Below are 25,041 nucleotides of genomic sequence, written 5' to 3'. Positions count from 1 at the left end.
ATGTATGGATAGATATCGAACTATATTTATAGGGTTTGCATTAGCTTCTCTATTGTTTTTTATTGCTGCCTGCTCAAATTCTATAAAACTGAATCAGGCATTAGAGTTAGCAGGGAAGAATAGAAGTGAACTTCAAAAAGTGTTAAATCACTATATGAAATCACCTGTTGATTCTTTAAAATATAGAGCTGCATGTTTTCTGATTGAGAATATGGATGCCCACTATTCATATCAAAGTGATTCATGGGAGCAATTTCAAGTAGAATTAGACACTCTATATAAAAATGAGTGCGATAGAGAAAAACTAACGAAGGCATATAACTCTATTTATAGCAGATATGATTTGAAAGATGTACGCTATTTATCGGATTTGAAAACTGTCAAAGCTGACTTTTTGATAAGATGTATTGATTTTGCTTTTGAAAAATGGAAAACGTCATATGCTGAGCATCTTAATTTTGATCAATTTTGTGAATACCTGTTGCCATATAGAGCAGGAAATGAGCCGCTAACCACATGGCAAGATATATTTAATGAACAATATATCCCAAATTTATTTTCTTCAATAAATAAAAATAAAGATTCCATTTCTTCAATTGAAATATGTGAGGCTTTAAGAGTTTGTAAATGCGCGCATCTATTTACTACGCCACAGGATGTGCCTGATTATAATGCCCGGCTTTTGCCATCAATTCGACTTGGAACGTGTAGAGAATATTGCTTGCAAAGCCTTTTGGCTGCTCGATGTATTGGAGTACCAGTTGTTATTGATTTTACTCCGCAATGGGCTACTCGTAGTCTGGGGCATGAATGGAATGCATTGATAACTAAAGACGGAAAGCCTTTAAGCTTTGGTATGAATGATGAGTGCAAATTAGGTGAACATGTTGAATTAATTCCTGATAGGATACCTCCTAAAGTATATCGCCAAACTTTTGCCAAACAGAAAGAAAGTTTGGCAATGATTTGTGGTAAGGAAGAAATTCCTAATTCGCTAAAGTCGCCATGCATGAAAGATGTGACCAAAGATTATTATTCAACTACAGATATTTTGATTAAATTTAATTTTAAAGCACCAGCGCATAATCAATTTGCTTACCTTGCAGTGTTTAATAATCGCGATTGGATACCTGTATGTTGGGCAAAAATCAAAGACGATAGAGCCGTTTTTAGAGATTTGCACAAAGGGGTTTTATATATGCCAGGATATTATTATAACAAACAATTTATACCTTCTTCTTATCCTGTCATTATTAGCGATTCAGGGAACATACTATCAATAAAACCTAATTTTAAAAAAAGACAAAGCCTTATTCTGAAGAGAAAATATCAAACTAGCTTAGTGGATAGATCTTGTGAAGAAATGGTCGGTGGAAAATTTCAAGCCGCAAATAATCCGGCTTTTATTAATGCGGTGGATTTATTTACAATAAAAACGAAACCCGAAGCCTGTTTTCAAATTGTACAAATTAAGTCTTCACGTGCTTATAAATATTTCAGATATCTTTCTCCAAAGCATTCTATTGGCGATATTGCAGAATTAGAAGTATATGAGTCCAATTCAAAAATAAAGCTTTCTGGAAAAATAATAGGAACGACTCCGGTACTTCCAGAGTTCTGCCATGCAAATGCATTTGATGGAGATCCGCTTACTTGCTTTCGGATATATAGCAAAGTTAATAATATATGGATTGGTCTTGAATTTGATGAACCTAAACGGATAGCGAAAGTTGTTTATATACCAAAGAATGATGATAACTGCATTCGTGATGGTGAGTTATATGAGCTTTTTTATTGGGATAATAAATGGGTCTCATTGGGAAAGCAAACGGGATCAAGTGACACTTATAGGTTGATTTATAAAGATGCACCTACAAATGCTCTTTTTCTACTGCGTAATCTTACAAAAGGGACGGAGGAGCGTATCTTTACTTATGAGAATGGAAAGCAAGTTTGGTGGTGATATAAAATTGAAATGATCAATGCTGCAATTTAAAAAATATCTCTCTCACGTTCTTACATTATTGGGAATCATTCCGGTGCTTGGAGTGGTTTGCTTATCTACTCCGGAACTTCCTGTTGGGGAATTTGCGGGGCAATGGCTGTGGTTAGGTAAAGCATGTGTCTTCTTTGCTGTATGTATTCTGTTTGCTTTTACTGTTTGCTTTAAACAACCAACCTTAGAGTTGTTGCCGTTTAGTAGAATGGTAGTGTGGACGCTTATTATGCTGGGAGGAATTCAGGCTGTTTGGGGATTACGACAGATATATGGGCTGTCTTATTCCAATCATTCGCTATTTGCTGTAACTGGTTCTTTTTTTAATCCCGGACCGTATTCCGGATATTTGGCTATGGTCTTTCCTCTCTGTTTGAATGAATGGTTAGCTTTGAAAGCTAAAAAGAATAAGACATGGACAGAAGAAGCCGGCTGTTACATTGCTTTAGCTTCCATGCTTCTTATTATTTGCGTGCTTCCGTCAGGAATGAGCCGTTCGGCATGGCTAGCTGCTGCTATATCCGGTTTATGGATTTATGGCATGCATCGGAACTGGAGGGCGATGCTGAATAACTTCTGGATAAAGGATAAAAGAAAGGTTCTGTTGATTGCATCTATTAGCTTTGTGGTTCTGTTCCTGCTTCTTGGCGCTGCATTTTATCTAAAGAAAGATTCTGCCAACGGAAGGCTATTTATGTGGAAGATAAGCCTTTCAGCTATTGCAGATAAGCCTCTATTGGGTCATGGAAGAGGTAGTTTTCCTGCAACGTATGGGGTTTTTCAGGAAGCTTATTTTTCAGGAGGTGATTTTTCTCTGCAAGAAGAATTGGTTGCGGGAAGCCCTGAATATGCATTTAATGAGTATTTGCAGATAGCTGTAGAGTGGGGAATCCCTATGCTGCTATGCATAATACTAGCTTTGGCCTTTTGTCTTTGGTTTGGAGTGAAGAATGGACAACTAAGTGCTTGTGGAGGTGTCATCTCTTTGATGGTATTTTCTTTTTCATCGTATCCGTTGCAGTATCCTGCTTTCGTTATCTCTTTGCTCTTTCTGCTTATGGCTTGCCTAATTGCTAATAACAGAAAATGGATTTTGCTTGTATTTGCTCTTGTTATGGGGGGCTTAGGCTTTAGTTTGTGGTGCAATGATAAATCAGAAGCATGTCGAGAGTGGGCAAATGCTCGGATATTCTATTTATCAGGAAGTCTAAAAGAGGCACAAAAGGATTACGAAAGATTATATCCTCTGCTACGAAATAGAGCTACCTTCTTATTTGAATATGGGCACTGTTTACATAAGCAAAAAAAATATGAAGCATCGAACGTGATACTAAAGGAAGCTGCCACTTGCAGTTGCGATCCAATGATATTGAATATTATTGGGAAGAACTACCAGCAAATGAGAGAGTATGTTGAAGCTGAGAAATTCCTGATTCGTTCTACTCATTTATTGCCGGGAAGAATTTATCCTTATTATCTGTTAGCCAAGCTATATGCTGAACCTGAATTTTATCATTCGGATAAGTTGCGACAGTCGGTTGAGATAGTACTCACGAAGGAACCTAAAGTGCAATCTACTGCTGTGAAACAGATGAGAGAGGAAGCACGGAAATTGTTAGGTAATCATTGAGAGATATTAAACTTTATTAACTTGAGTTCGGGATAAGGAATTAGAAAAACAGCTCCAATTGATTCTGTTTTTCTATCTCCCATTTGATGGCAGGTTTCTTAGGAAAGAAGCTGTATGCCATGATTGCCGAGATCATATCCATCAGAAAGTTTCCCAGTCCTCTGTGTCTTGAGTGTACAGCATGTACAATGTTTTTGAGTTCGTCATTGATTGTTTCAATGACCGACCTTTTTCTAAGCAATATCTTATCTCTGAGTGGCATAAGCTTATTCTTCATATTTGATTTAATTCCTGTTACTAAGTGTATTCCATCATTGAACAATGCTTCAAAGAGCGTTTTTGAAATATACCCTTTGTCACCATATGACTTTCCGAATATGTATTTACTCAATACGTTGAATACTTCAGGGTTACGGTCATCGACGTTAGCTTTGGTCAGGCAGAAATTCAATAATTCTCCCTGATCATTACATACAAAATGCAGCTTAAATCCATACTACTAGCCCATTGTACTTTTGCCCACTTTGGCATAATCTTTGAAATATTATTACGCTTAATCCTTTTATTATGGCATACAGGAACACAAGTACTATCTACATAAGTAATTCCAGTACGCTCTCCAAAACAAAGAAGTTTAAGCATGAGTATCATAGGAACAGCTACCCGGCTTTCAAGTTCCACAAAACGATTGTAAGATACCGCAGCAGGGAAATACTCCTGAATGTGCTCTTTGATGAAAAACAGCTAATAGTGCTTGAAATTATGAAACGTACCAAAATGAAAACAAACCAGAATTGCCACTATTTCACTATCAGAAAGCTGGCAGAGACGGTTACGGCGTTTCTTACCATCCTTGATTTCTAATTGATGTTTTTGAACTTCACTCGAATATTCTTGGCGAAAATCGTCTGCAATACAGAATAGTTCAATAACTTTGCCTACGGTAATCATGGGATAATGTTACTATATCTTGTTGTTTTTGAATACCATAAAGATACAGAAAATTAACATAATTACCTATTTATTACGATGAAATCTTATCCCGAAATCAGGTAAAAATCAGATGCTTGCTTCGTATTCTGGTAGCGCTAGTTTTTCTGATAAATACGATCCTAAGAAAAATATTGTTTTTTGATTTATAAGGTAATTATTTGAAAACTTTAGATGTAGGTTATAAAATAGTAGATTTTTGTTATGATGATAATAGAATCATAATGAATTTGGACGATGAAATTTAATTTGCTTATTTAAGATTAGATGGATTAATTTAATACCGTCCTAAAAAAAAGTGCTAGACATCTATCCATTTCTGATAAAAAATATTATCTTTGTGACAAAATAAATAACTGACATTTTTTGCACTTAAATTAAAGTGAGAATGAACTGCTGTAATAAAATTATTATGATATGGGCATCTGCAATTATAGCAGTGTCATTATTTTGGGGAACTACAATATACAATAATGGAATTCAAGGTAAAATAAAATTAAAAAATGTAGCTATACAAACGCTGAAAGAGGTTGGTGAACTGGCTGTCAATAAGGAGTTCGAGAAACTAGGGCTTTCTTATAGCCGTTGGAGAGCTAAGGCAAAACATATAAAACGCTTGGCAATTACTGAAAATGGGAAATTTGAAATATTGGTTGATTCATTGAAAGAAACTCAAGGTTTATATTCTTTGGAGGCGATAGGATATAAAGCAGATGTGCTAAATTGCTACGGCAAGTTTCCCTTGAAAGACATTCTGTTTAATTGGAAGAAAAGAATGACAGGCAATTACGGAGAAGTAAAACATGCATTGTCTTTAGAAATAACTCCTTTGGGGACAACTCATTTGCAAAAATATTCATGTGGAGACACTACTATTTTTTCTGTTCAGAACAAATTAGCCTCATACTATTTAGATGAGATGTACACAATGACATTGAATGTTTTTCTGCAATCCACTTTTTGGGACTGTATCAATTGGACCGCTCCTTTACTTCTATTCTTGTCTTTACTTTTGTTTTTTATGGTTTTGGGATTAATTATGTGGGTCATAAATAAAATTAGAAAAGACACAAAAACTGTAGAGGTTTTACCTCCGACTACTTATAAGTTCGGAAACTATACTTTTGATACGATACAACATCGATTATCTTATAAGGAAGAGGAGCTATCTTGTACTCCTCAAGCTGCAAGATTGTTATTAGCTTTTGCTGGAGCTCCTGATTATCTTCTTACTAATGACAAAATAGCGATGGCTTGTGGCTGGTCTCTGGATGATGATGGTATAAACGAACGTCGTAGAAAAGCTATTAATCTGTTACGTAAGTTGTTTGAGGCAGATGATTCAGTTACAATTATCGCTTTGTCTTCTAAAAAAGCTTATCAGATTGTTATATACAATAAATGATGTGTATTTGATTATCTGGAAAGGCGTGAAGTTTATTTCACGCCTTTTTCACGTTTATTTCACGCTATAATTGTCTTCATATTAGAAGTGTCTTTCTATATTTGCTTCTATAAAACAATAAAAATAGCTTATGAAAAACGAAATTAAATTATTTGGAATAGCCGTAACTCTAATTGTTGCATCATTTTGTTATACTCAAGTTTATAGTCCCCGAAAACTAGATAATTTGTTATTGGAAAATATTGATGCATTAGCGGCTGGTGAAGGTAGCGTGGGAGGAGAGTGTATAGGTGCTGGTTCTATTATATGTCCATTTAATAATGAAGGAGTTGCTCATGTACGCATTTATTATAGTTCTTTTTATTAGTCTGCTCTCCTTTTCATCTTGCAACCAGACATTTGTGGAGAATAGTATAACTTATAATGATTTTCTGAAAACAGTTCATTTGAAGGCAAGCCATATTACATTAGACTCGGTTCTGTTTAGTTGTCCCTTTCGTATGCAGATACATAACGATAAAGCGATAATAATGGATTTGCATGGAGTTGATTACTCCTTTCACGTTTTTCAATATTTGTCATCCTTTGGCAAACGAGGGGGACTCCTCAAGAAATGCTTTCAGCAGAGAATTTTTTATTTGACAAGCAAAGGGTATGGGCTTTGGATGCAGGTAAGTCACAATTAATTAGCTTTGAGTTCGCTTTAACTAATGATTCGCTGCTTTATCAAGAAGCAGTGAACCTTGATAAAGATTTGCTTTGTGCTTTAGACTTTGCTCAATATAATGATTCTACTTTTATTATTTCTGACTATTCAGGTGATAATCGTTTTTGTTGGGTAAATGCAAAAGGGCAAATGATTGCTAATACAGGCTCTATTCCGACTTTAAATGATGCTGCCTTACAGAATGCACGCCCAGCGTTAGCGCTGACATGGCGTAGTTTTATTGATTATAATCCTAAAAATGGAGTGTTGGCTTCAGTTACCCAACTTGGTGAGGTCCTTGAGATTTATAACTTGAAAGATAGTACTCGTATTGTGTGTGTTGGAGCAAGTGGTGAACCTGAGTTCTAAATATCATAAGGCTATGAGCTTCCAACTGGCATAATGGGCTTTAGTGATGTTCAGGTAGCTGAAAATGCTATTTATGCCGTTTTTCATGGACGTTCTTTTAAAGAGATTGTTAAGAGTGCGCAAGCAGGAGTTGATCTGCCGGATGATGGTCAATTTATTTATGTTTTTAATCTTAAAGGGGATCCTATATGCAAATACGTATTGGACGATTATATATATGGTATTTTTGTAGATGAAAAAAAGTATTATTGTTGCTGTAGGTGTGAATAGGGATGAACTGATAATACAATATAATATATAGAGAAAGGAGGTTGATTTAGCATTACAATTCTATTTTATTTAGCATTTTTGCTTTCCGTTGAAAGGATATAAACGGCTTATTTATTATATTTTAAACATTTAAAAATAATGGAAAATGAAAAAGGTTATAGTACAAGTTTTTGTGATAGCGTTTGTTGGATTTGTAGGGTATAACGTTTATTCTTCGCAAAATAATGAGAATATGCCCAGTTTGATGTTAGCTAATGTTGAGGCATTAGCTAATAATACAGAACAAGCCACTGAATGTTCTGGATGTAATTCTCCATGGAATGGGATTTGTAAAGTGTTTGCCTGGGGTGGATGCTTAGGTTATCGTTATCTTTAATATCATAATATACAATGAAAAAGTACGGTCTAGTTATTTTGTTAGTTGCTCTCGTGGCCTCCATATCATCATATTTATATTTAAATCATGAGAAAGCAGATGTCGCTTTGGATTTGATTAATATTGAAGCCCTAGCAACTCCAGAAGTTGAAGTTGGTTTTTGTATCTATATGCCTAAGATATGTATTAGGTTTACTGATGATAATACATTTATATGGGGGTATCGTCAATATTAATATTTTATTTTGTGAAAGTGGCAATAGCTACTTTCACAAAAATATATGCCATCTATAAAATAAAATTCGTCCAAGGAATACTAAATATTTAGTAAATGGTTGTCTTAGAAGTATTCATATAAACTATATAATGCTATTATTACAGTCGCTTTCCAAAGAAAATTTTATAGGGTTGTGAAATAGGTGCTCGCTGAGGAGTAACGGTTATGCTTAATCAGTAGCTAAGATATTCTAACTGAGTAGTAATTTGAAGAATTCAGGAAGTTATTTTACAGAATTGAGAAGGCATTTTTTGTCTGATAATATTATCGATATTATAATTGATACTATGGGCGTCTATAGAAAACCTATTTATATTATAGAGCTATTATTAAACTAAAAAGTTGCAAATTTTGTAGCCTATCGCATTTGTATATCTATAAGTGCTTTTATTTGCTTTGTTTAAATTTATTATATTTGTAATTAAGAAAGAAAAAGATACTTCATTTTAGTGAGGTTAATAATGATAATTTACGTATGAAAACAATAATAATTTTACTATTTATGGCATTATTTTGCTCTTGTAACAAGAATAAAACAATTGATATTGAATCTTTATTTCCGCAAACAAGAAATTTGCATTATAAGCAAAAAAAATATTCGGATCTTATTATGGGACGTATTTCTGATATACACCTCGTTAACAACAAGCTTTTTATGATGGAGGAAAATGGCGATAGCTGTTTTCATATTATTGACATGGTGGAGGATCGATATGTGGGAGGGTTTGGAAAGAAAGGACAGGGCCCAGATGAGTTCTTACAACCTTATCATTTCCAGTATTACTCGGACTCGATACTCGCAGTCTTTGATTTATGGAAAGGTTCTTTAATAGGTCTTAAAGCGAATAGTGTATCTCTAGGTTATTTGCAAAATTATAACATCATGCGCTTGGATTCAGTAATGTGTCATTCTTTTGTAGCAACAAAATATAATACTTATATCGCAATGGGTGGCTACAAAGATTGTTTATTTAGGATGCTTGATCCTAAAGGGCATCGAATTAATGATTTTTTTGAATATCCTTATAAGGATGAATATGAAAAAAGTTTATCTAATCGGTTGAGGGCTATGGCGTACCAGGGAAAGGTGCTGACTAATCCTTCAATGGATAAGCTGGTATTTGCTGTTTCATATTCTCCAATTATATCTTTTTATCAAATTACTCCTCGGTCATTAAAACTGCTTGCTTCAATCATTAGTGCTTATCCAGAATATAAGCCGGAGGAAACATCGAATTCCATGTCTGCTGCAATGAGCCGTAATAATAAAATAGGTTATATTGATGTTTATACAACAGAGCAGTATGTATATGCGTTATATTCAGGTAAGACGATTAAAGATGCCGCCTCAGGGGCTTTTGAATCTAATCAGGTTTTAGTCTTTGATTGGTCTGGAAATCCAGTGACTAAATATGCTTTAGATATATTTGTAACTGAAATTTGTATTTCGCCAGACGATGCAGTTCTGTATGCAATATCAAATAAACCAGATCCTGAATTAATCTATTTTAATTTGAAATCTAACTAGTTTTTATTTTTTGGTAAGCATAGTAAATTTTGAAGTAAAGATATTACGCGATTGAGGTACGTCTACTTAGCGTGAAGGAGGTATTATATAATATTATAATGAACAGAAATTATTTATCAAGTGAATATTTAGTGGTAATAAATATTTATTTTAATGTCTATCTTTTATTCGATATGGAGGAGAATATCCTCGTAAAACTGAAACGAAAATATCAGATTTTGAAAATGCTAATTTATATGCATCGGGTATTACAGTAAAAAAAGATGGCTCAATGTTAGCACTTGCAACATATACTGCTGGAATGATTGATGTCTATTCGATAAAAAATAATTCTATTATATTAACTTGGAATTATCATGAGTTTTTGCCAGAGCATCTTTACATTATTGAAATGGGAGAAACTTTTAGAGCAGCTATTACTGATGAAACTAGATATGGGTATGCGGATATAGAGTCAACTGATAAATTGGTTTATGCACTCTATTCTGGTAGAAAAGTTAAAGAAAAAGATTATAGCTTTGGTAGTATAATACGTATCTTCGATTGGAATGGATCTATTGGATTAGAATTACACTCGGATATAAATTTGAGAAGAATTACTGTTAGTGAAGATAATCAATATATATATGCTATTGCTAAAGACAAGGACGATCTTACCTGTGTTGTCGTATTTTATATTGGAGATATTATTAAGGATTTAATATAACTTTATTATCAATACAGTTGTGCTTAATAGCTGATTTTGTACGTTTTTTCAAATGTGACGTAAATGTGACGATATTTTTTTTGCTCTTTAAAGACTAAATTGCTATGTTTGAATGATTAAAATTTCTGATATGTTTTTTGATGAAAAATACTGAAATGAAAAACTACTAAATATGAAACGAAAAGAAACCTGTTTGTGCCTTTGTTTACTAATGATTTTATTCATTGCTTGTTCCGGTGAAAAGAAAAAAGAAGCCTCCGAAAAAGGAGTGGAAACGGTGTTGCCTGATATTAAAAACGAAGTTACCGTCATCCCATTGCGTAAGCAGGTTTTTAATCACGAGTTAGTAAGTAATGGGAAGGTGGCTGCTCTGGGTTTTGCTGATCTTCGCTTCCAAACGGCTGAAGTGATTGTACATATCTGGGTGAAGAATGGCGATAAAGTGCGCAAAGGACAGAAGCTGGCTGAACTGGATAAATTTCGATTGGGCAATAAACTGTTACAGGCAAAGAATGCACTCGAAAAAGCACGCTTGGAGTTGCAAGACGTACTCATTGGACAGGGGTATGCAGCGAAGGATTTCGAGAAGGTACCGGACGCAACTATGAAGTTGGCAAAGGTAAAGAGTGGATATGATCAGAGTAAGGCTGATTATGATTTGGCATTGTACGAAGAACAACATGCTACGTTAGTTGCTCCTTTTGATGGAACTGTGGCTAATCTTTTTTCTAAACCAATGAATGTAGCAAGTACTGCCAATGTGTTTTGCACACTGATGGATACCCGGAGTATGGAGGTGGATTTCTCCGTACTGGAAAGTGAACTGCCGCTGTTAAAGAAAGGAGATAAAGTGCAGATAACTCCTTTTGCAGATGTATCTGCCCTGCATGAAGGAAGCATTGCGGAGATTAATCCATTGGTGGATGACAAGGGAATGGTAAAGGTTAGGGCGCGAGTAAATGGCAATGCCAAACTTTTCAATGGAATGAATGTGAGGGTGAGTGTGCACCGTTCACTAGGCGAGCAATTGGTGATTCCGAAGAGCGCTGTTGTACTTCGTTCGAGCAAACAGGTAGTCTTTACGCTAAAAGATGGGAAAGCTATGTGGAACTATATACATACGGCTTTGGAGAACGCCGACAGTTATAGTATTGCAGACGGATTGAATGAGGGAGATACGGTGATCGTAACCGGAAACATAAATTTGGCTCACGAAGCACCTGTTTCTGTTGTTAAAAACCTACAGACCGGACGCAAATGATAAAATTCTTAATACAACGCCCTATTGCAGTACTGATGGCGTTTACAGCCTGCTTTATACTCGGTTTGGTAACATACTTCACCTTGCCGGTTTCTTTGTTGCCCGACATATCTATACCCGAAATTACAGTGCAGGTGGCAGTACCCAATACGTCTGCCCGTGAATTGGAGAATACTGTAGTGAAGCCTATTCGTCAACAGTTGATTCAAATAGCGCGACTGAAAGATATGACTAGCGAAACACGTGATGGCGCAGGCATTATAAGGCTTAGTTTTGAGCATGGTACCAATACTGATTTAGCTTTTATTGAGGTGAATGAGAAGATTGACGCGGCAATGAACTATCTTCCCAAAGATACGGATCGCCCGAAAGTGGTAAAGGCTAGTGCTACGGATATACCGGTGCTGTATCTGAACTTAACCTTGAAGAGTGACAGTGCTTATACCCAAACGGATGAAAAGGCATTTCTCAACCTGTGTGAATTCGCTGAATCGGTAATCAAGCGCCGGATAGAACAGTTACCGGAAGTGTCGATGGTGGATGTTAGTGGATTGCTGCAAAGGCAGTTGCAGATAGTGCCGGATATGAGTAAAATGGCAATGCTGGGATTGTCTATTGAAAATATTGAAGCGGCACTGGAGCGAAATAATATTGAACCGGGAAGCATGACGGTGCGTGATGGTTATTATGAATATAACATCAAGTTTTCAACTCTTCTTCGCACTGCGCAGGATGTAGAGAATATCTATATCCGAAAGGAAGGCCGCATTATACAGCTTAAGGAGTTCTGTAACGTAAGCATTGTACCGGAAAAAGAGAAGGGAATCTCTGTCTCTAATGGGAAACGGGCTGTGACATTGGCTATCATCAAGCAGGCTGATGAAAACATGGATCAGATGAAAGCTTCGTTGACGAGAACTACGGATTATTTTGCCCGCATATACCCCGATATTGAATTTAGCGTGAGTCGCAACCAAACGGAATTGCTGGATTATACAATCTCTAACTTGCAGCAAAACTTATCTCTTGGGTTTCTATTTATCTGCATTGTGGCTGTATTGTTTCTAGGCGATGTGAAATCTCCTTTTATTATTGGACTGAGTATGGTGGTGTCCATCGTAATCAGCTTTTTGTTTTTCTATCTATGCAACATGTCTTTGAATATAATCTCTTTGTCGGGTTTGATACTGGCATTGGGTATGATGATAGACAGCTCTATTATTGTAACGGAGAATATATCGCAATATCGTGAGCGGGGCTATTCGTTGAGAAGGGCTTGCATAACCGGTACTTCTGAGGTTATTACACCTATGTTGAGTTCCTCCTTAACTACTATTGCGGTGTTTGTGCCGTTAATTTTTATGAGCGGCATTGCAGGGGCAATCTTTTTTGATCAGGCATTTTCAGTTACTGTGGGATTGATCGTTTCTTATTTTACGGGAATTATGTTGCTGCCGGTGCTGTATATGTTGGTGTATGGTATGGGGATACGAAGGTTTAATTGGAAGATAAATAATCCGTTAAAGGAGCATACTCTTGATGCTTTTTATGATCGATGGTGTGATTGGGTTTTTGCGCATAAAACTATTACGGCAGTGTTTTGCATCGTCTCCATACCTCTTTGTGTCGCTTTGTTTTTCTTTATAGATAAGGAGAGAATGCCTAAAATTGATGAGAACGAATTGGTGGTGCGTGTGGAGTGGAACGAAAATATTCATATTGACGAAAACAGAAAGAGGGTAGATGGGCTGTTTCGTGAAATGAAAGATAAGACGGTGGAGCAAACAGCATCCATTGGGCAACAAGATTTTATCCTCAACAGAGAACAAGAACTATCGGCATCTGAGGCTGAATTATACTTTAAAACGGCTGATCCCAAAGAAATTGAGCCTTTACAAAAAGAAGTGTATAAGGTATTAAAGCAGCAATATCCGTTAGCGGTGATCTCTTTTTCGCCTCCTGAAACGGTGTTTGAGAAGCTTTTTACAACCAATGAGGCGGATGTTGTGGCTGAACTTTATGCTCGGAATAAAGAGAAGGCTCCGGCTGCCGGTGAAGTGCGCAAATTGGAAGAACGTTTTGCCGGTAAAACCGGTGTGGCTCCCACAGGCATTGCTTTTGAAAATCAGTTGAATATTCGCATCAGCCATGAGAAATTGCTTTTGTATGGGGTATCTAATGATGAACTCTATCGGGAACTGAAGACTATCTTTAAAGAAAATAGTGTTGCTATGCTGCATTCTTATCAGCAGTATCTGCCTATTAATATTGTAGGAAGTGAGAAAACAGTAAATAGGGTGCTGCAAGAAACACTTATACGCACAACGCCTGATAAAGATGGGGCTGTGAATTATATCCCGCTCCGCGAACTGATTACGGTTACTCCGGCTGAAGACTTTAAAAGCATTACAGCAGGTAAAAACGGAGAATACATCCCTTTTCGGTTTTATGATGTGAAGGCTCCCGAAACGTTAATGGCGAAAGCAAAGCAAGTGGTAGGAGAGTCGGATGATTGGGATATGGCTTTTTCGGGTAGCTTTTTCTCGAATAAAAAAATGTTGGATGAATTGGTGATCATTCTGTTTGTTTCCATTTTACTGATGTATTTCATTCTGGCGGCTCAGTTCGAGAGTTTCGTGCAACCGTTGATCGTGTTGCTTGAAATTCCCATTGATGTAGCCTTTGCGTTATTGCTGCTTTGGGTGTGCGGGCATACGCTAAATTTAATGTCGGCCATTGGCTTGATTGTGACTTGCGGTATTATCATTAATGACTCTATTCTGAAATTGGATGCGATTAATGAATTACGGAAAGCGGGTACTCCCTTACTTGAAGCGATTCACGAAGCAGGGAGACGTCGATTGCGCCCTATCATCATGACTTCGCTGACTACCATTTTTGCCATGGTGCCACTGCTCTTTTCTTATGATATGGGGTCGGAATTGCAAAAACCTCTATCTATAGCTATGATAGGAACCATGGCGATTGGTACATTGGTGAGCTTGTTTGTCATTCCGCTGGTCTATTGGTCTATTTACAGAGATAGAAGTGCCATATCAAGAATCAAAAAATAAACTACTATGAATTTTCATATTATGATGAGAAGGAATTTCTTACGTTTCGCTATTTGCTTGAATTTAGGGTGTGTATTTGTACCTTTTCTTTTTGCTCAGACGAAAATAGTCTTAGACTTGCAACGAACAATTGAACTGGCAAATGATAGTTCACTGGAAGCTTTTCGTGTCCGGAATCTTTATCTGTCAGGTTATTGGGAATATCGTACTTATAAGGCAAACCGCCTTCCTAGCATCACTCTGAATGCTACGCCGGCCGAATATAATAGGGCTATTACGCAACGGTATGACTCGGAAAATGATGTGGATGTGTATCGTAGCCAGCAATCATATTTTGCGTATGGTAACTTATCTGTTAAGCAGAATCTTGATTGGACGGGAGGTACTTTCTATGTGAATTCTAATCTTAGTTATATCCGTAGTTTTGGAGCCACGGATGCTACGCAATTTACCAGTGTGCCTTTAAGAATAGGTTACTCGCAGAGTTTGTTGGGTTATAATGCTTTTAAGTGGGAAAAACGCATTGAGCCTTTGAAATATGAGAAAGTAAAGAAACAGCTTATATATAATATGGAAGCCGTCTCCGAGCAAGCTACTACTTATTTCTTTGCTTTGGCAATGGCGGATGCCAAGTACAAATTAGCGCAGGATATTGTTGCCTCTAGTGATACTCTTTATCGGATGGGTATGCAACGCCATAAGATTGCGGCTATCTCTCAAGCGGATCTGTTAACGTTGAAACTTGATTTGGTGAATGCTCGTAATACTTTGCAGAATATAGCCATTTCTCGTAAACGAGCGATGTTTGCGTTGGCTTCATATTTAGGTATGGACAAGAACACGGAGATCCAGTTAGATCTTCCCGGACGTCCGCACGAGATTTCTATTATGGTAGACAAGGCGCTTAATTTGGCAAAGGAGAACAATCCTAGTTTTTTGGAGTGGAAGCAGAATGTATTGGAGGCACAACAGGCGTTGGATAAAGCAAAAAAAGAGTCTCGTTTGAACGCTAGTTTTGATGCTAGTGTCGGTTATAATCAGGTAGCGGATAATTTAAGTGATGCATATCGTAGACCTATGCAACAAGAACTGGTATCGGTTAGCTTCAGTATTCCATTATTGGACTGGGGGGTCAGTAAGGGTAAACGTAACATGGCACATAATAACTTGGAAGTTGTGAAAACGTCTTCACGTCAGGGTGAACTTACTCTTGAAGAGGAGGTGATTATGACGGTTAATGACTTTAATATCCAGCAAAGTCTCATTGCAAGTGCGGAGGAAGCTCTGGACTTGTCTATTCTAGCTTATAACGAAACTCGTCAACGCTTTGTGATTGGAAAGACAGACATCAATAGTCTCACGCTATCACTGAATAGGCAGCAGGAAGCTCAGCAGAATTATATATCCGCTTTACAAAACTATTGGTTGAATTATTATAAGATAAGGAAGTTAACGTTGCATGACTTTGCTTCCGGCTTTTCTCTCTCCGAAAAGTTTGATTATAATTTAAACTCTCGGTGGTGATTCATCTATTTAGGTATTTTGATTGGGAATTGGCACTCAATGAGTGATGTTAATGTTTTATTAAAGAAGTATTGATGACTAATAATAAAAGAACTGTTTCGTCTTTTACGATAATTGTAGCATTTATTTGTGTTGCATTGCTGGGATTGGCACTGATACCTCTACTGCCTGTTAAGTTGAATCCTTCACGAACGTTACCGGGTTTCACGGTGCAATTCGGTATGGCAGGTACATCCTCTCGTGTCGTAGAAATGGAAGCTACAGCCAAGCTTGAGGCGATGCTGGCCCGTATTAAGGGCATAAAATACATCAATTCTAATTCGGGTAATGGATGGGGGCGGATCACAGTTGAACTGGATAAGCATGTTGATGTAGATGCAGCACGCTTTGAAGCCTCTACTATTATCAGGCAAACGTGGGCGCAATTGCCTCAAGGGGTTAGTTATCCGTACATTCGAATGAAGCAACCTGATGAAGATGCTTCGCGTCCATTTATGTCGTTTACTCTAAATGCTCCGTCGACTCCGATATTGATTCAGCAATATGCGGAAGACCACATAAAAACACGCTTGGCACAGATACCGGGTGTTTATCAAATTGAATTGAATGGAGCTACTCCTATGGAATGGAGGCTGGAATATAACAGTGATCAGCTTTCTCGTTTGGGAATAACGATTGCAGATATTCGACAAGCTATTTACCGTTATTATCAAAAGTCTTTTTTAGGAACGTATGACACTGAAACGCTTCCGGGGAATAAACAATGGATACGGTTGGCTTTAGTGCCCGAACATGATGGATCATCCTTTGACGCGTCTCAAATCCAGGTTTCTTATTCAGAGGGTAAGCTGATACGGCTCGATGAATTGGTAACGGTAGAACGAGTAGAGGAGGCTCCACAAAGCTATTTTCGCATCAACGGATTAAATTCTATTTATCTGTCTATTACAGCAGAAGAAACAGCTAATCAATTGCAATTAAGTAATTCAATCATGCAGAAGATGCACGAGATAGAGCGTGTTTTGCCCGCAGGATATGAGATTCATACAAGTTACGATGCTACCGAATTTATTCGTGCAGAGCTGGATAAGATTTATTTTCGTACGGGACTTACTGTTTTAATTTTATTGGCGTTCGTTCTGATGATTACTTTGAATTTGCGCTATCTGTTTCTTATTATCACCAGCTTAAGTGTCAATATTGCCATCGCTATTATTTTTTATTATTTCTTTGGACTGGAGATGCAACTCTACTCGTTAGCCGGTATCACTGTTTCACTCAATTTGGTGATTGATAACACTATTGTGATGGCTGATCACATCTTGCATCGCCGTAATCTGAAAGCTTTTATCTCTGTATTAGCAGCCACACTTACTACCATGGGTGCCTTGATCATTATCTTCTTTTTGGATGAAAAAATACGGCTGAATCTTCAAGATTTTGCAGCGGTTGTGATCGTTAATCTGTCAGTCTCGCTTTTTGTCGCTTTATTCTTTGTTCCGGCTATGATTGATAAGATTCATCTTGAAAAGAACCATTCTCGTACCTTCTTAGCTCGACGACTTCCTTTTTTTCGACGAAACTCTTTATTGGTGAAACGGATTATTGTGCATTTTACTCGGATCTATAGTATGCTGATACGATTCTTATGTCGCTGGAAGATGACTGTTTGCTTAATTCTTATTCTACTTTTCGGACTGCCGCTGTTCTTACTTCCCGAAAAAATAGAGGGAGAGGGGAAAATGGCGGAAGTATACAATAAAACGATTGGGAGTATCTTTTATAAGGAGACTGTAAAACCTGTTACCGATAAATACTTGGGAGGTAGTTTAAGATTGTTTGCTCAAAAAGTATACGAAGGTAGTTACTTTACCCGGAACGAAGAAGTTGTATTGTATGCCAATGCGAACTTGCCCAATGGCAGCACGCTTGAACAGATGAACACGCTGATGAAAAGAATGGAAACTTATCTGAGTGAGTTTAAAGACATTAAACAGTTTCAGACATCCATATTCAGTGCACAAAGGGCTACTATTAGTATTTACTTTGACAAGGAACATCAAAATAGTGGTTTCCCGTATACACTGAAAGCAAATATTATCAGTAAGGCCCTTGAATTGGGAGGTGGAAGTTGGGGAGTATACGGACTGCAAGATCAGGGCTTTAGCAATGATGTGCGTGAAGGGGCGGGCTCATTTAGAGTAAAGATGTATGGCTATAATTATGATGAATTGTACCATTGGGGAGAGAACTTGAAAGAAAGGCTCTTGGAGCATCGAAGGATAAAAGAGGTGCTCATTAACTCCGAATTCTCTTGGTGGAAAGATGACTATCAGGAATTCTTTTTTGACTTGAACAAAGCGAAAATGGCGCAACAAGATCTTCAGGCCAGTACATTGTTTGATGCAATCAGCCCTATATTTGGCAAGAACATAGAGTGTGGCTCAGTGGTAACTGATAATGGAATAGAGCAAATAAAGCTATCTTCTCGTCAGTCTGATGAATATGACATTTGGGCTATGCAAAATTATCCTTATGGAGATGAAGCTCAATGGTATAAGCTTTCGGAGCTGGCAGATATTGGTAAAGGACAGATGCCTCAGGAGATAGCCAAAGAAAACCAACAATATAGATTGTGCCTTCAATACGAATACATTGGCTCGTCTGAACAGGGGAATAAGATTTTGAAGAAAGATTTGGAAGAATTTAATAAAGAACTTCCGATGGGATACAGTGCCGAGTCGGATAGTAATGCTTGGTCATGGGGAAAGAAGGAAAATAAACAGTACTTTCTATTGTTGGTGGTTATTGCCATTATTTTTTTCATAACCAGTATCTTGTTTAACTCTTTGAAACAGCCGTTAATCATTCTCTTTATTATACCCATTTCATATATCGGTGTATTTCTCACTTTCTATTGGTTCAAATTAAACTTTGATCAGGGAGGTTTTGCTTCATTTATTCTTTTGTGTGGCATTACGGTAAATGCAAGTATTTATGTACTCAATGAATACAATGGTATTCGTCGGCAGCATCCGTCTATGAAAGCCTTACATGCATATACCAAAGCATGGAATGCCAAGGCGACTCCCATTTTTCTCACGGTTCTCTCTACTATACTTGGTTTTATACCGTTTATGGTGGGTGCAGAAAAAGAAGCCTTTTGGTTTCCTCTTGCTGCAGGCACTATTGGAGGATTAGTGATGTCTGTGGTGGGTGTATTCCTGTTTTTGCCAGTTTTTACCCTTGCTAAAAAAGAGGTAAGGGCCTCGAAATAGCGAACTCTTACTCTTTATCCAGATGCAAGTTATATACTTATGTCACAATGAATGTAAATTTGTCAGGCTTTGTCGTTAACCGCTGTTAATCGGTTCATACTCAATGTTAAAAGAGAACAAAAAAAGGTGACAAAGAGAATAAGAGAACGAATTTTGTCGTTATTTTAACGTCGGCAATGTTAAAAACGAATTTAATATTAACAATCTAAATAACGAATAATATGAAACAGACAACCAGAAAAATCCTCGGAGTCGGAGCGATAGTTCTTTTGAGTTCGGGAGTGGCAGGAATCACTACTTACACCATGTTGAGGCCGGAAATCAGGCCCTTGACTTACGATGAAATGTTTCAGCAAAACCCAAACTCTCGTTTGGCAGCCTATAATGCCATAGGAGGACAACCCGTTGATCTCACGGCGGCAGCCGAAACCTCTGTTCATGCGGTTGTACATATTAAATCGACTCAATTGTCGAAAGTGACAACAGTGCAACAAGCCCCCGATTTATTCGATTTCTTTTTCGGTGACGGAGCAACCGGTCGCCAGCGTCAAATGCAAACACAGCCTAGAGTTGGCTATGGATCGGGTGTGATTATTTCCAAAGACGGTTATATCGTAACTAATAATCACGTCATTGAAGGTGCCGATGAAATTAGTGTGAAGCTGAATGATAATCGCGAATTCAAAGGGAGAATTATAGGTGCTGACCCCGCTACTGACTTGGCTTTGATTAAGATAGAAGGAGACGAATTCCCAACACTTGCAGTGGGTAACTCTGATGAACTGAAAATTGGAGAATGGGTATTGGCAGTGGGAAATCCTTTCAACCTTACTTCTACGGTTACTGCCGGTATTGTGAGTGCCAAGGCTCGTATGTTGGGTGTTTACAGCGGTGGTGTTGAGTCGTTTATTCAAACGGATGCGGCTATTAATCAAGGTAATAGTGGTGGTGCATTAGTAAATACCAAAGGTGAATTGGTGGGAATCAATGCGGTTCTCTCTTCTCCAACAGGTGCTTATGCAGGCTACGGATTCGCCATTCCGTCAAGCATTATGACTAAAGTCGTATCTGATTTGAAACAATATGGAACCGTTCAGCGCGCGTTGCTTGGTATAAAGGGACGTTCATTGAGCGATGAACAATTAAGTGATGAAGCGACTAAAAAAGCAAAAGAACTAGGCGTTGTTGACGGTGTGTTTGTTGCTGAGGTTGTTGAAGGTGGTTCTGCTGCCGGTGCAGGAATCAAAGTGGATGATGTTATTATAGGAATTGACGGACATAAGGTTCGGAATATGGCTGAACTGCAAGGCGAATTGGCAAAACATCGTCCGGGCGACAAGGTTAGCGTGAAGGTTATTCGCGAAAAGAAAGAAAAAACAATCGTGGTTACATTGAAAAATGAGCAAGGCACTACGAAAGTGATGAAGAATGCCGGACTCGATATTTTGGGCGCTGCCTTTAATGAAGTGTCGCCGGAGTTGAAAAAACAACTCAACTTAGGTTATGGAATTCAGGTTACAGGAGTTTCGGCTGGCAAAATGGCAGATGCGGGAATCAGAAAAGGCTTTATTATACTGAAAGCCAATGGACAGATTATGAATTCGGTTAGTGATTTGGAAGAAGCGTTTAAGTCGGCCACCAAATCCCCCGAACAAGTATTGTTCTTAACAGGAATGTTCCCCTCAGGAAAAAGAGCTAATTATGCGGTCGACTTAAGTCAAGAGTAGCATGATATTAAGGTAAGAAGATTGAATTTTAGCTAACATTGATGAAAAAAGAGCGTTGACAGTCAACATGTCGACGCTCTTTTTGTTCTTTAGATAATAGGAATGAGCAAAAAGTTACTTCATATTTTTCAGTATAAGAATAATTTGTTGTACCTTTGCGCACCAAAATGTGTTTTTTAGAAGGATGAGACAATTAAAGATTACAAAAAGTATCACTAACAGAGAGAGTGCTTCTCTTGACAAATATCTGCAGGAAATTGGTCGTGAAGACTTGATTACTGTGGAAGAAGAGGTAGAGCTCGCTCAACGCATTCGAAAAGGTGATCGCGTGGCATTAGAGAAACTGACAAGAGCCAATTTGCGTTTCGTCGTTTCTGTAGCAAAACAGTACCAAAACCAAGGTTTGAGTTTGCCCGACTTGATTAATGAGGGTAATTTAGGACTGATTAAAGCTGCTGAGAAATTTGATGAAACACGTGGTTTTAAGTTTATCAGCTATGCTGTGTGGTGGATTCGTCAATCAATTCTACAGGCTTTGGCCGAGCAATCGCGTATTGTACGCCTTCCCTTGAATCAGGTAGGTTCGCTGAATAAAATCAGCAAAGCTTTCTCTAAATTCGAGCAGGAAAATGAACGCAGGCCGTCACCTGAAGAACTGGCAGACGAGTTGGATATCCCTGTTGATAAGATCTCTGATACATTGAAAGTATCTGGCCGTCATATATCGGTAGATGCTCCCTTTGTTGAAGGAGAAGACAACAGCCTCCTGGATGTGTTGATCAACGATGATTCGCCCATGGCTGACCGCTCTCTGGTAAATGAGTCTCTTGCGAGGGAAATTGATAGAGCACTTTCTACGTTAACCGATAGGGAAAAGGATATTATACAAATGTTCTTTGGTATCGGACAACAGGAAATGACACTGGAAGAAATCGGCGATAAATTCGGGTTAACCCGTGAACGTGTTCGTCAGATTAAAGAAAAAGCTATTAGAAGATTAAGACAAGGTAATCGTAGCACGTTGCTCAAATCTTATTTAGGATAAATAAGAATATCAGTTTCTGACATTTAAAGGTTTACTAAACCGGTTTGGCCGTCAAGGCTGAACCGGTTTTTTCTTTTGTATCTGTTATTTCTAGTGCATTTTGTATCTTGGTTTGAAGTGAATGTTTATCTTTGTAACGGACTTTTAAAATAATATAGTATGAAATTTGCGAAAATAACGCTGTCGCTTATATTGGCGTTTGTTGTTTGTTCGGCTTTCTCATTTAAAAAAGCAAAGAAAGAGGTGTATGCGTTTGGAGTTTCGGCTTCATTTACTGATACTGTAGTGTATTATACTGAAATTCAATTGCTTGATAGTGTTCAACTCGACAAAAACGGCTTCTTGCCTCAAAGGGATTTGTATAGTTATCAGTTGAAGAATTATTTGGAGCTGGAGAAAAATCTCTCTAACCGCACCTGTATGATTTACTTCTCAGAAAACAAAGTAAAGTTAAACAAAGAGATGGCTAAAATCGTTAGTCAATATAAAAAGAACAAATCAGTTACGCTTCGGGAAGTTAAAACGACAGAATTCAGTTTTAAAAAGCCTATTGTGTCTGAATAAAATAGCTCTCTTTTATGACTGGTAAACTGAAAAAGCTGATTTTGGCAGTGCTAACTGTAATTACAGTAACTACTGTGCTAGTGGCTTGTAATCACAATGATGAACCCGATCCTGTTCAGGAAGAAGATTTAAGAACTGTATTGGTTTATATTGCTGCTGACAACTCCCTTACATCCTTTGCCGCTGATGATGTTGCTGAAATGGTATCTGGCTTTGCTGCTGTAGACGCCGATAAAAATAATTTGCTGGTATATGTTGATACGCAAAGTGCAAAACCTCTTTTGTATCAGATAAGTAAAGATAGCAAAGGGGCAGTCGTTAAGAATATTTTGCATGAATACGAAGAGCAAAATTCTGTTTACCCTACTGTGATGGCCGAGGTTTACAACCGTGTATTTTCCGCTTTCCCTGCTAAAAGCTACGGATTGGTTCTTTGGTCACACGGCGATGGATGGTTACCATCTCCTGCCAATATTAGTGCGAGCAAGGCCTCTACCCGTTGGTTCGGACAGGATGGAACTTCTTATATGGATATCTCAAGTCTGAATACCGCTTTAAATAGTGCTCCTCATTTTGACTTTATTCTTTTTGATGCTTGTTTTATGCAGTCAGTAGAGGTCGCTTATGAGCTAAAAGATCGTGCCGATTATTTTATTGGTGCTCCCAATGAAATTCCCGGCCCGGGAGCTTATTACACGGAATTGGTTCCGGCTATGTTTAGTCAGGCGAATAATTTGGCGTCGACTGTGGCTCACGGTTATTATGATTATTATGCTAGAAACTATACGGGGCAGCTTGGCAGCAATGAGAATTGGACAATGGGGGTTACTGTGTCTGTCTTAAAAAGTAGCGAAGTGCAGGCTTTAGCAACTGCTACAGCTGCTATTTTACCTAAATACATAACTAACGGTAGTGCAATCAATGTTTCTTCCATCTATTCGTATGACCCTCGTTCTACTTATTATTACTACGATTTGAAAGGATTGGTTCAGTCATTAACTTCTTCTGTAGATCAAACTTCGTTTTCAACTTGGAGTGACGTTTTTGAGTTGGCTGTTCCGGAGCACCTTACTACAGATAAAACTTATTCTTCGTTTATTTATGGCATGCTTTCGATGTCCGGTTCGAGTGGTTTATCTGCATATATCCCTAGGAGTAGCTATGTATCTCTTAATACTTTCTATCATAGCTATGCCTGGTATTCGGCGGCAGGTTGGAGCAATACGGGTTGGTAATTCTTTCCACATATTAACCACATGAATGAAAATCCAATTGGCAGAGTTAAACATGCGGTAAGTTAATCCCGTCAACGGGTAGAACTAATTTTACAAATCTACCCCTTAATATCCTGAATCATACGAATTTTGTCAAGAGCAAGTTTATATATTATTAACGGGTAAACCGGGAAGCAGCAAAGATTGGCAAGACCTTGGTAAAACATAACCAACTTTTTCAAAAACATAACCAACTTTTTGAAAAACATAACCGACTTTTTCAAAAAGATAACCAGCAATTTTAAATCATAAACCGTCTTTTGGCCCCTGAGCAACCGTCTTACGACCATCACACGGTTGCTCAGGAACCTTTTGCTACCGTGCGAACCGACGCGAGACACCGTGTGAATGCAATCATAAACCGTTAAGACATAAAAAAAGGCAAGAGTACGAACTCCTGCCTTTGCGCCTATAATAATTTGAATATACTATAAGCTTATAAGTACAAAGATAATACATTATCCTGTCAATTCCAAATCATTGTGGTTCTTTTATCAGGTTATTATTAGGGCACAAATCGCGGTGTTTCGAATGTAACGAAAACAGCCAATCCGCAAAATAAATACATAATGGAACCAACGCAAAGCTTTATATACAAACAATAAGCAGCTATATGATTATAAGGAATCATCACCAAAAAAGTTGGTGATACTTGGTGATACTTGGTGAGGCTTTTTTTTAGCCAAGTGTCACACATACAAAACTGATAATCAAGGTATTGCAAGTTTGGTGATACTTGGTGATACTTTATTTCATACTTTTTATGAGGAAAAACGACACCTGTGCGAGTATTCGTTGGCAGAATTCATGAAGCTAAAAGGGGGATGCCATGAATGGAAAGTCCATTGCCGGAGTTACATTTGCGCTAAGTTAATTCCGCCAACGGATTCCCCCTATATAATATTAAGGTATCCCCATTCTTCGTATTTCTCCGTTTCCCCCTTTCTTTGCATTTATTTTCCTGCTGTTATCCCTTGATGTCTAGCGCTTTAAGCCTTTTCGCTCCTTTCTTCTTAAAAAAAAGAGTATGATCTTCTTGTT

16 protein-coding genes and 2 pseudogenes are annotated in these 25,041 nt (G+C 37.8%); 17 read left to right on the top strand and 1 reads right to left on the bottom strand.

Translation table 11 applies throughout. The features are described from left to right. Positions 1-4: 4 nt before the first annotated feature. On the top strand, positions 5-1,963 hold the full coding sequence (locus C511_RS0108390; RefSeq protein WP_024996525.1) for a discoidin/SUN/FTP domain-containing protein: 1,959 nt from the start codon (positions 5-7) through the stop codon (positions 1,961-1,963). Positions 1,964-1,982: 19 nt separating this feature from the next. Further along, on the top strand, positions 1,983-3,626 hold the full coding sequence (locus tag C511_RS0108385; RefSeq protein WP_024996524.1) for an O-antigen ligase family protein: 1,644 nt from the start codon (positions 1,983-1,985) through the stop codon (positions 3,624-3,626). Between the two features lie 40 nt (positions 3,627-3,666). Here the strand turns inward: C511_RS0108385 and C511_RS16495 are convergent. Further along, positions 3,667-4,577, bottom strand: a pseudogene (locus tag C511_RS16495) (IS982 family transposase). Positions 4,578-5,004: 427 nt separating this feature from the next. Here C511_RS16495 and C511_RS0108375 point away from each other — a divergent pair. The 15 genes and pseudogenes from C511_RS0108375 to C511_RS0108305 all read left to right on the top strand — a co-directional run bounded on the left by C511_RS0108375 (position 5,005) and on the right by C511_RS0108305 (position 23,961). Beyond that, a complete protein-coding gene (locus C511_RS0108375; protein WP_024996523.1) occupies positions 5,005-6,021 on the top strand; it encodes a winged helix-turn-helix domain-containing protein in 1,017 nt (338 codons plus the stop codon). Between the two features lie 130 nt (positions 6,022-6,151). Continuing rightward, positions 6,152-6,388, top strand: a complete 237-nt coding sequence (locus C511_RS0108370; protein ID WP_024996522.1) for a hypothetical protein — start codon at positions 6,152-6,154, stop codon at positions 6,386-6,388. Then, positions 6,357-7,397 (top strand): annotated as a pseudogene (locus C511_RS16490) (BF3164 family lipoprotein). The gene C511_RS0108370 and the pseudogene C511_RS16490 overlap by 32 nt, the downstream one beginning before the upstream one ends. A gap of 114 nt (positions 7,398-7,511) precedes the next feature. Beyond that, positions 7,512-7,742: an NVEALA domain-containing protein gene (locus C511_RS0108360; protein ID WP_024996521.1), complete on the top strand. Its 231-nt coding sequence runs from the start codon at positions 7,512-7,514 to the stop codon at positions 7,740-7,742. 14 nt (positions 7,743-7,756) lie between these two features. Beyond that, positions 7,757-7,978: a hypothetical protein gene (locus C511_RS0108355; RefSeq protein ID WP_024996520.1), complete on the top strand. Its 222-nt coding sequence runs from the start codon at positions 7,757-7,759 to the stop codon at positions 7,976-7,978. A gap of 516 nt (positions 7,979-8,494) precedes the next feature. Further along, the gene (locus C511_RS0108350; protein ID WP_024996519.1) at positions 8,495-9,547 is read left to right on the top strand and encodes a BF3164 family lipoprotein; all 1,053 of its coding nucleotides are present in this window, start codon (positions 8,495-8,497) and stop codon (positions 9,545-9,547) included. Between the two features lie 166 nt (positions 9,548-9,713). Then, positions 9,714-10,253, top strand: a complete 540-nt coding sequence (locus C511_RS0108345; protein ID WP_081698288.1) for a BF3164 family lipoprotein — start codon at positions 9,714-9,716, stop codon at positions 10,251-10,253. A gap of 172 nt (positions 10,254-10,425) precedes the next feature. After that, complete coding sequence (locus C511_RS0108340) at positions 10,426-11,514, top strand: efflux RND transporter periplasmic adaptor subunit (RefSeq protein ID WP_024996517.1); 1,089 nt, start codon at positions 10,426-10,428, stop codon at positions 11,512-11,514. Then, complete coding sequence (locus tag C511_RS0108335; RefSeq protein ID WP_024996516.1) at positions 11,511-14,588, top strand: efflux RND transporter permease subunit; 3,078 nt, start codon at positions 11,511-11,513, stop codon at positions 14,586-14,588. The genes C511_RS0108340 and C511_RS0108335 overlap by 4 nt, the downstream gene beginning before the upstream one ends. Positions 14,589-14,609: 21 nt before the next feature. Beyond that, positions 14,610-16,112, top strand: coding sequence for a TolC family protein (locus tag C511_RS0108330; protein ID WP_024996515.1), 1,503 nt, complete (start codon positions 14,610-14,612; stop codon positions 16,110-16,112). Between the two features lie 74 nt (positions 16,113-16,186). Beyond that, on the top strand, positions 16,187-19,390 hold the full coding sequence (locus tag C511_RS0108325) for an efflux RND transporter permease subunit (protein WP_034782014.1): 3,204 nt from the start codon (positions 16,187-16,189) through the stop codon (positions 19,388-19,390). 221 nt (positions 19,391-19,611) lie between these two features. Next, positions 19,612-21,117, top strand: coding sequence for a Do family serine endopeptidase (locus tag C511_RS0108320; RefSeq protein WP_027318031.1), 1,506 nt, complete (start codon positions 19,612-19,614; stop codon positions 21,115-21,117). Positions 21,118-21,301: 184 nt separating this feature from the next. Then, positions 21,302-22,162 (top strand): sigma-70 family RNA polymerase sigma factor, encoded by an 861-nt coding sequence (locus tag C511_RS0108315; protein ID WP_024996513.1) that lies wholly within the window; start codon positions 21,302-21,304, stop codon positions 22,160-22,162. 159 nt (positions 22,163-22,321) lie between these two features. Beyond that, on the top strand, positions 22,322-22,726 hold the full coding sequence (locus tag C511_RS0108310) for a hypothetical protein (protein ID WP_024996512.1): 405 nt from the start codon (positions 22,322-22,324) through the stop codon (positions 22,724-22,726). A gap of 14 nt (positions 22,727-22,740) precedes the next feature. Further along, positions 22,741-23,961 (top strand): clostripain-related cysteine peptidase, encoded by a 1,221-nt coding sequence (locus C511_RS0108305; RefSeq protein WP_034782011.1) that lies wholly within the window; start codon positions 22,741-22,743, stop codon positions 23,959-23,961. The last annotated feature ends 1,080 nt before the right edge of the window (positions 23,962-25,041 follow it).

Source organism: Bacteroides graminisolvens DSM 19988 = JCM 15093, from assembly GCF_000428125.1.
Classification (GTDB): domain Bacteria; phylum Bacteroidota; class Bacteroidia; order Bacteroidales; family Bacteroidaceae; genus Bacteroides; species Bacteroides graminisolvens.
The sequence above is the reverse complement of the archived record's forward strand: the minus strand, read 5'-3'. Positions and strand labels throughout refer to the sequence as shown.

Bases quoted from the DNA above. Each gene is read 5' to 3' on its own strand.
- C511_RS0108370 (WP_024996522.1), top strand. From the start codon at position 6,152: ATGAAAAACGAAATTAAATTATTTGGAATAGCCGTAACTCTAATTGTT.
- C511_RS0108350 (WP_024996519.1), top strand. From the start codon at position 8,495: ATGAAAACAATAATAATTTTACTATTTATGGCATTATTTTGCTCTTGT.
- C511_RS0108355 (WP_024996520.1), top strand. From the start codon at position 7,757: ATGAAAAAGTACGGTCTAGTTATTTTGTTAGTTGCTCTCGTGGCCTCC.
- C511_RS0108325 (WP_034782014.1), top strand. From the start codon at position 16,187: ATGACTAATAATAAAAGAACTGTTTCGTCTTTTACGATAATTGTAGCA.
- C511_RS0108360 (WP_024996521.1), top strand. From the start codon at position 7,512: ATGAAAAAGGTTATAGTACAAGTTTTTGTGATAGCGTTTGTTGGATTT.
- C511_RS0108315 (WP_024996513.1), top strand. From the start codon at position 21,302: ATGAGACAATTAAAGATTACAAAAAGTATCACTAACAGAGAGAGTGCT.
- C511_RS0108305 (WP_034782011.1), top strand. From the start codon at position 22,741: ATGACTGGTAAACTGAAAAAGCTGATTTTGGCAGTGCTAACTGTAATT.
- C511_RS0108375 (WP_024996523.1), top strand. From the start codon at position 5,005: ATGAACTGCTGTAATAAAATTATTATGATATGGGCATCTGCAATTATA.
- C511_RS0108390 (WP_024996525.1), top strand. From the start codon at position 5: ATGGATAGATATCGAACTATATTTATAGGGTTTGCATTAGCTTCTCTA.
- C511_RS0108335 (WP_024996516.1), top strand. From the start codon at position 11,511: ATGATAAAATTCTTAATACAACGCCCTATTGCAGTACTGATGGCGTTT.
- C511_RS0108310 (WP_024996512.1), top strand. From the start codon at position 22,322: ATGAAATTTGCGAAAATAACGCTGTCGCTTATATTGGCGTTTGTTGTT.
- C511_RS0108330 (WP_024996515.1), top strand. From the start codon at position 14,610: ATGATGAGAAGGAATTTCTTACGTTTCGCTATTTGCTTGAATTTAGGG.
- C511_RS0108385 (WP_024996524.1), top strand. From the start codon at position 1,983: ATGCTGCAATTTAAAAAATATCTCTCTCACGTTCTTACATTATTGGGA.
- C511_RS0108320 (WP_027318031.1), top strand. From the start codon at position 19,612: ATGAAACAGACAACCAGAAAAATCCTCGGAGTCGGAGCGATAGTTCTT.
- C511_RS0108340 (WP_024996517.1), top strand. From the start codon at position 10,426: ATGAAACGAAAAGAAACCTGTTTGTGCCTTTGTTTACTAATGATTTTA.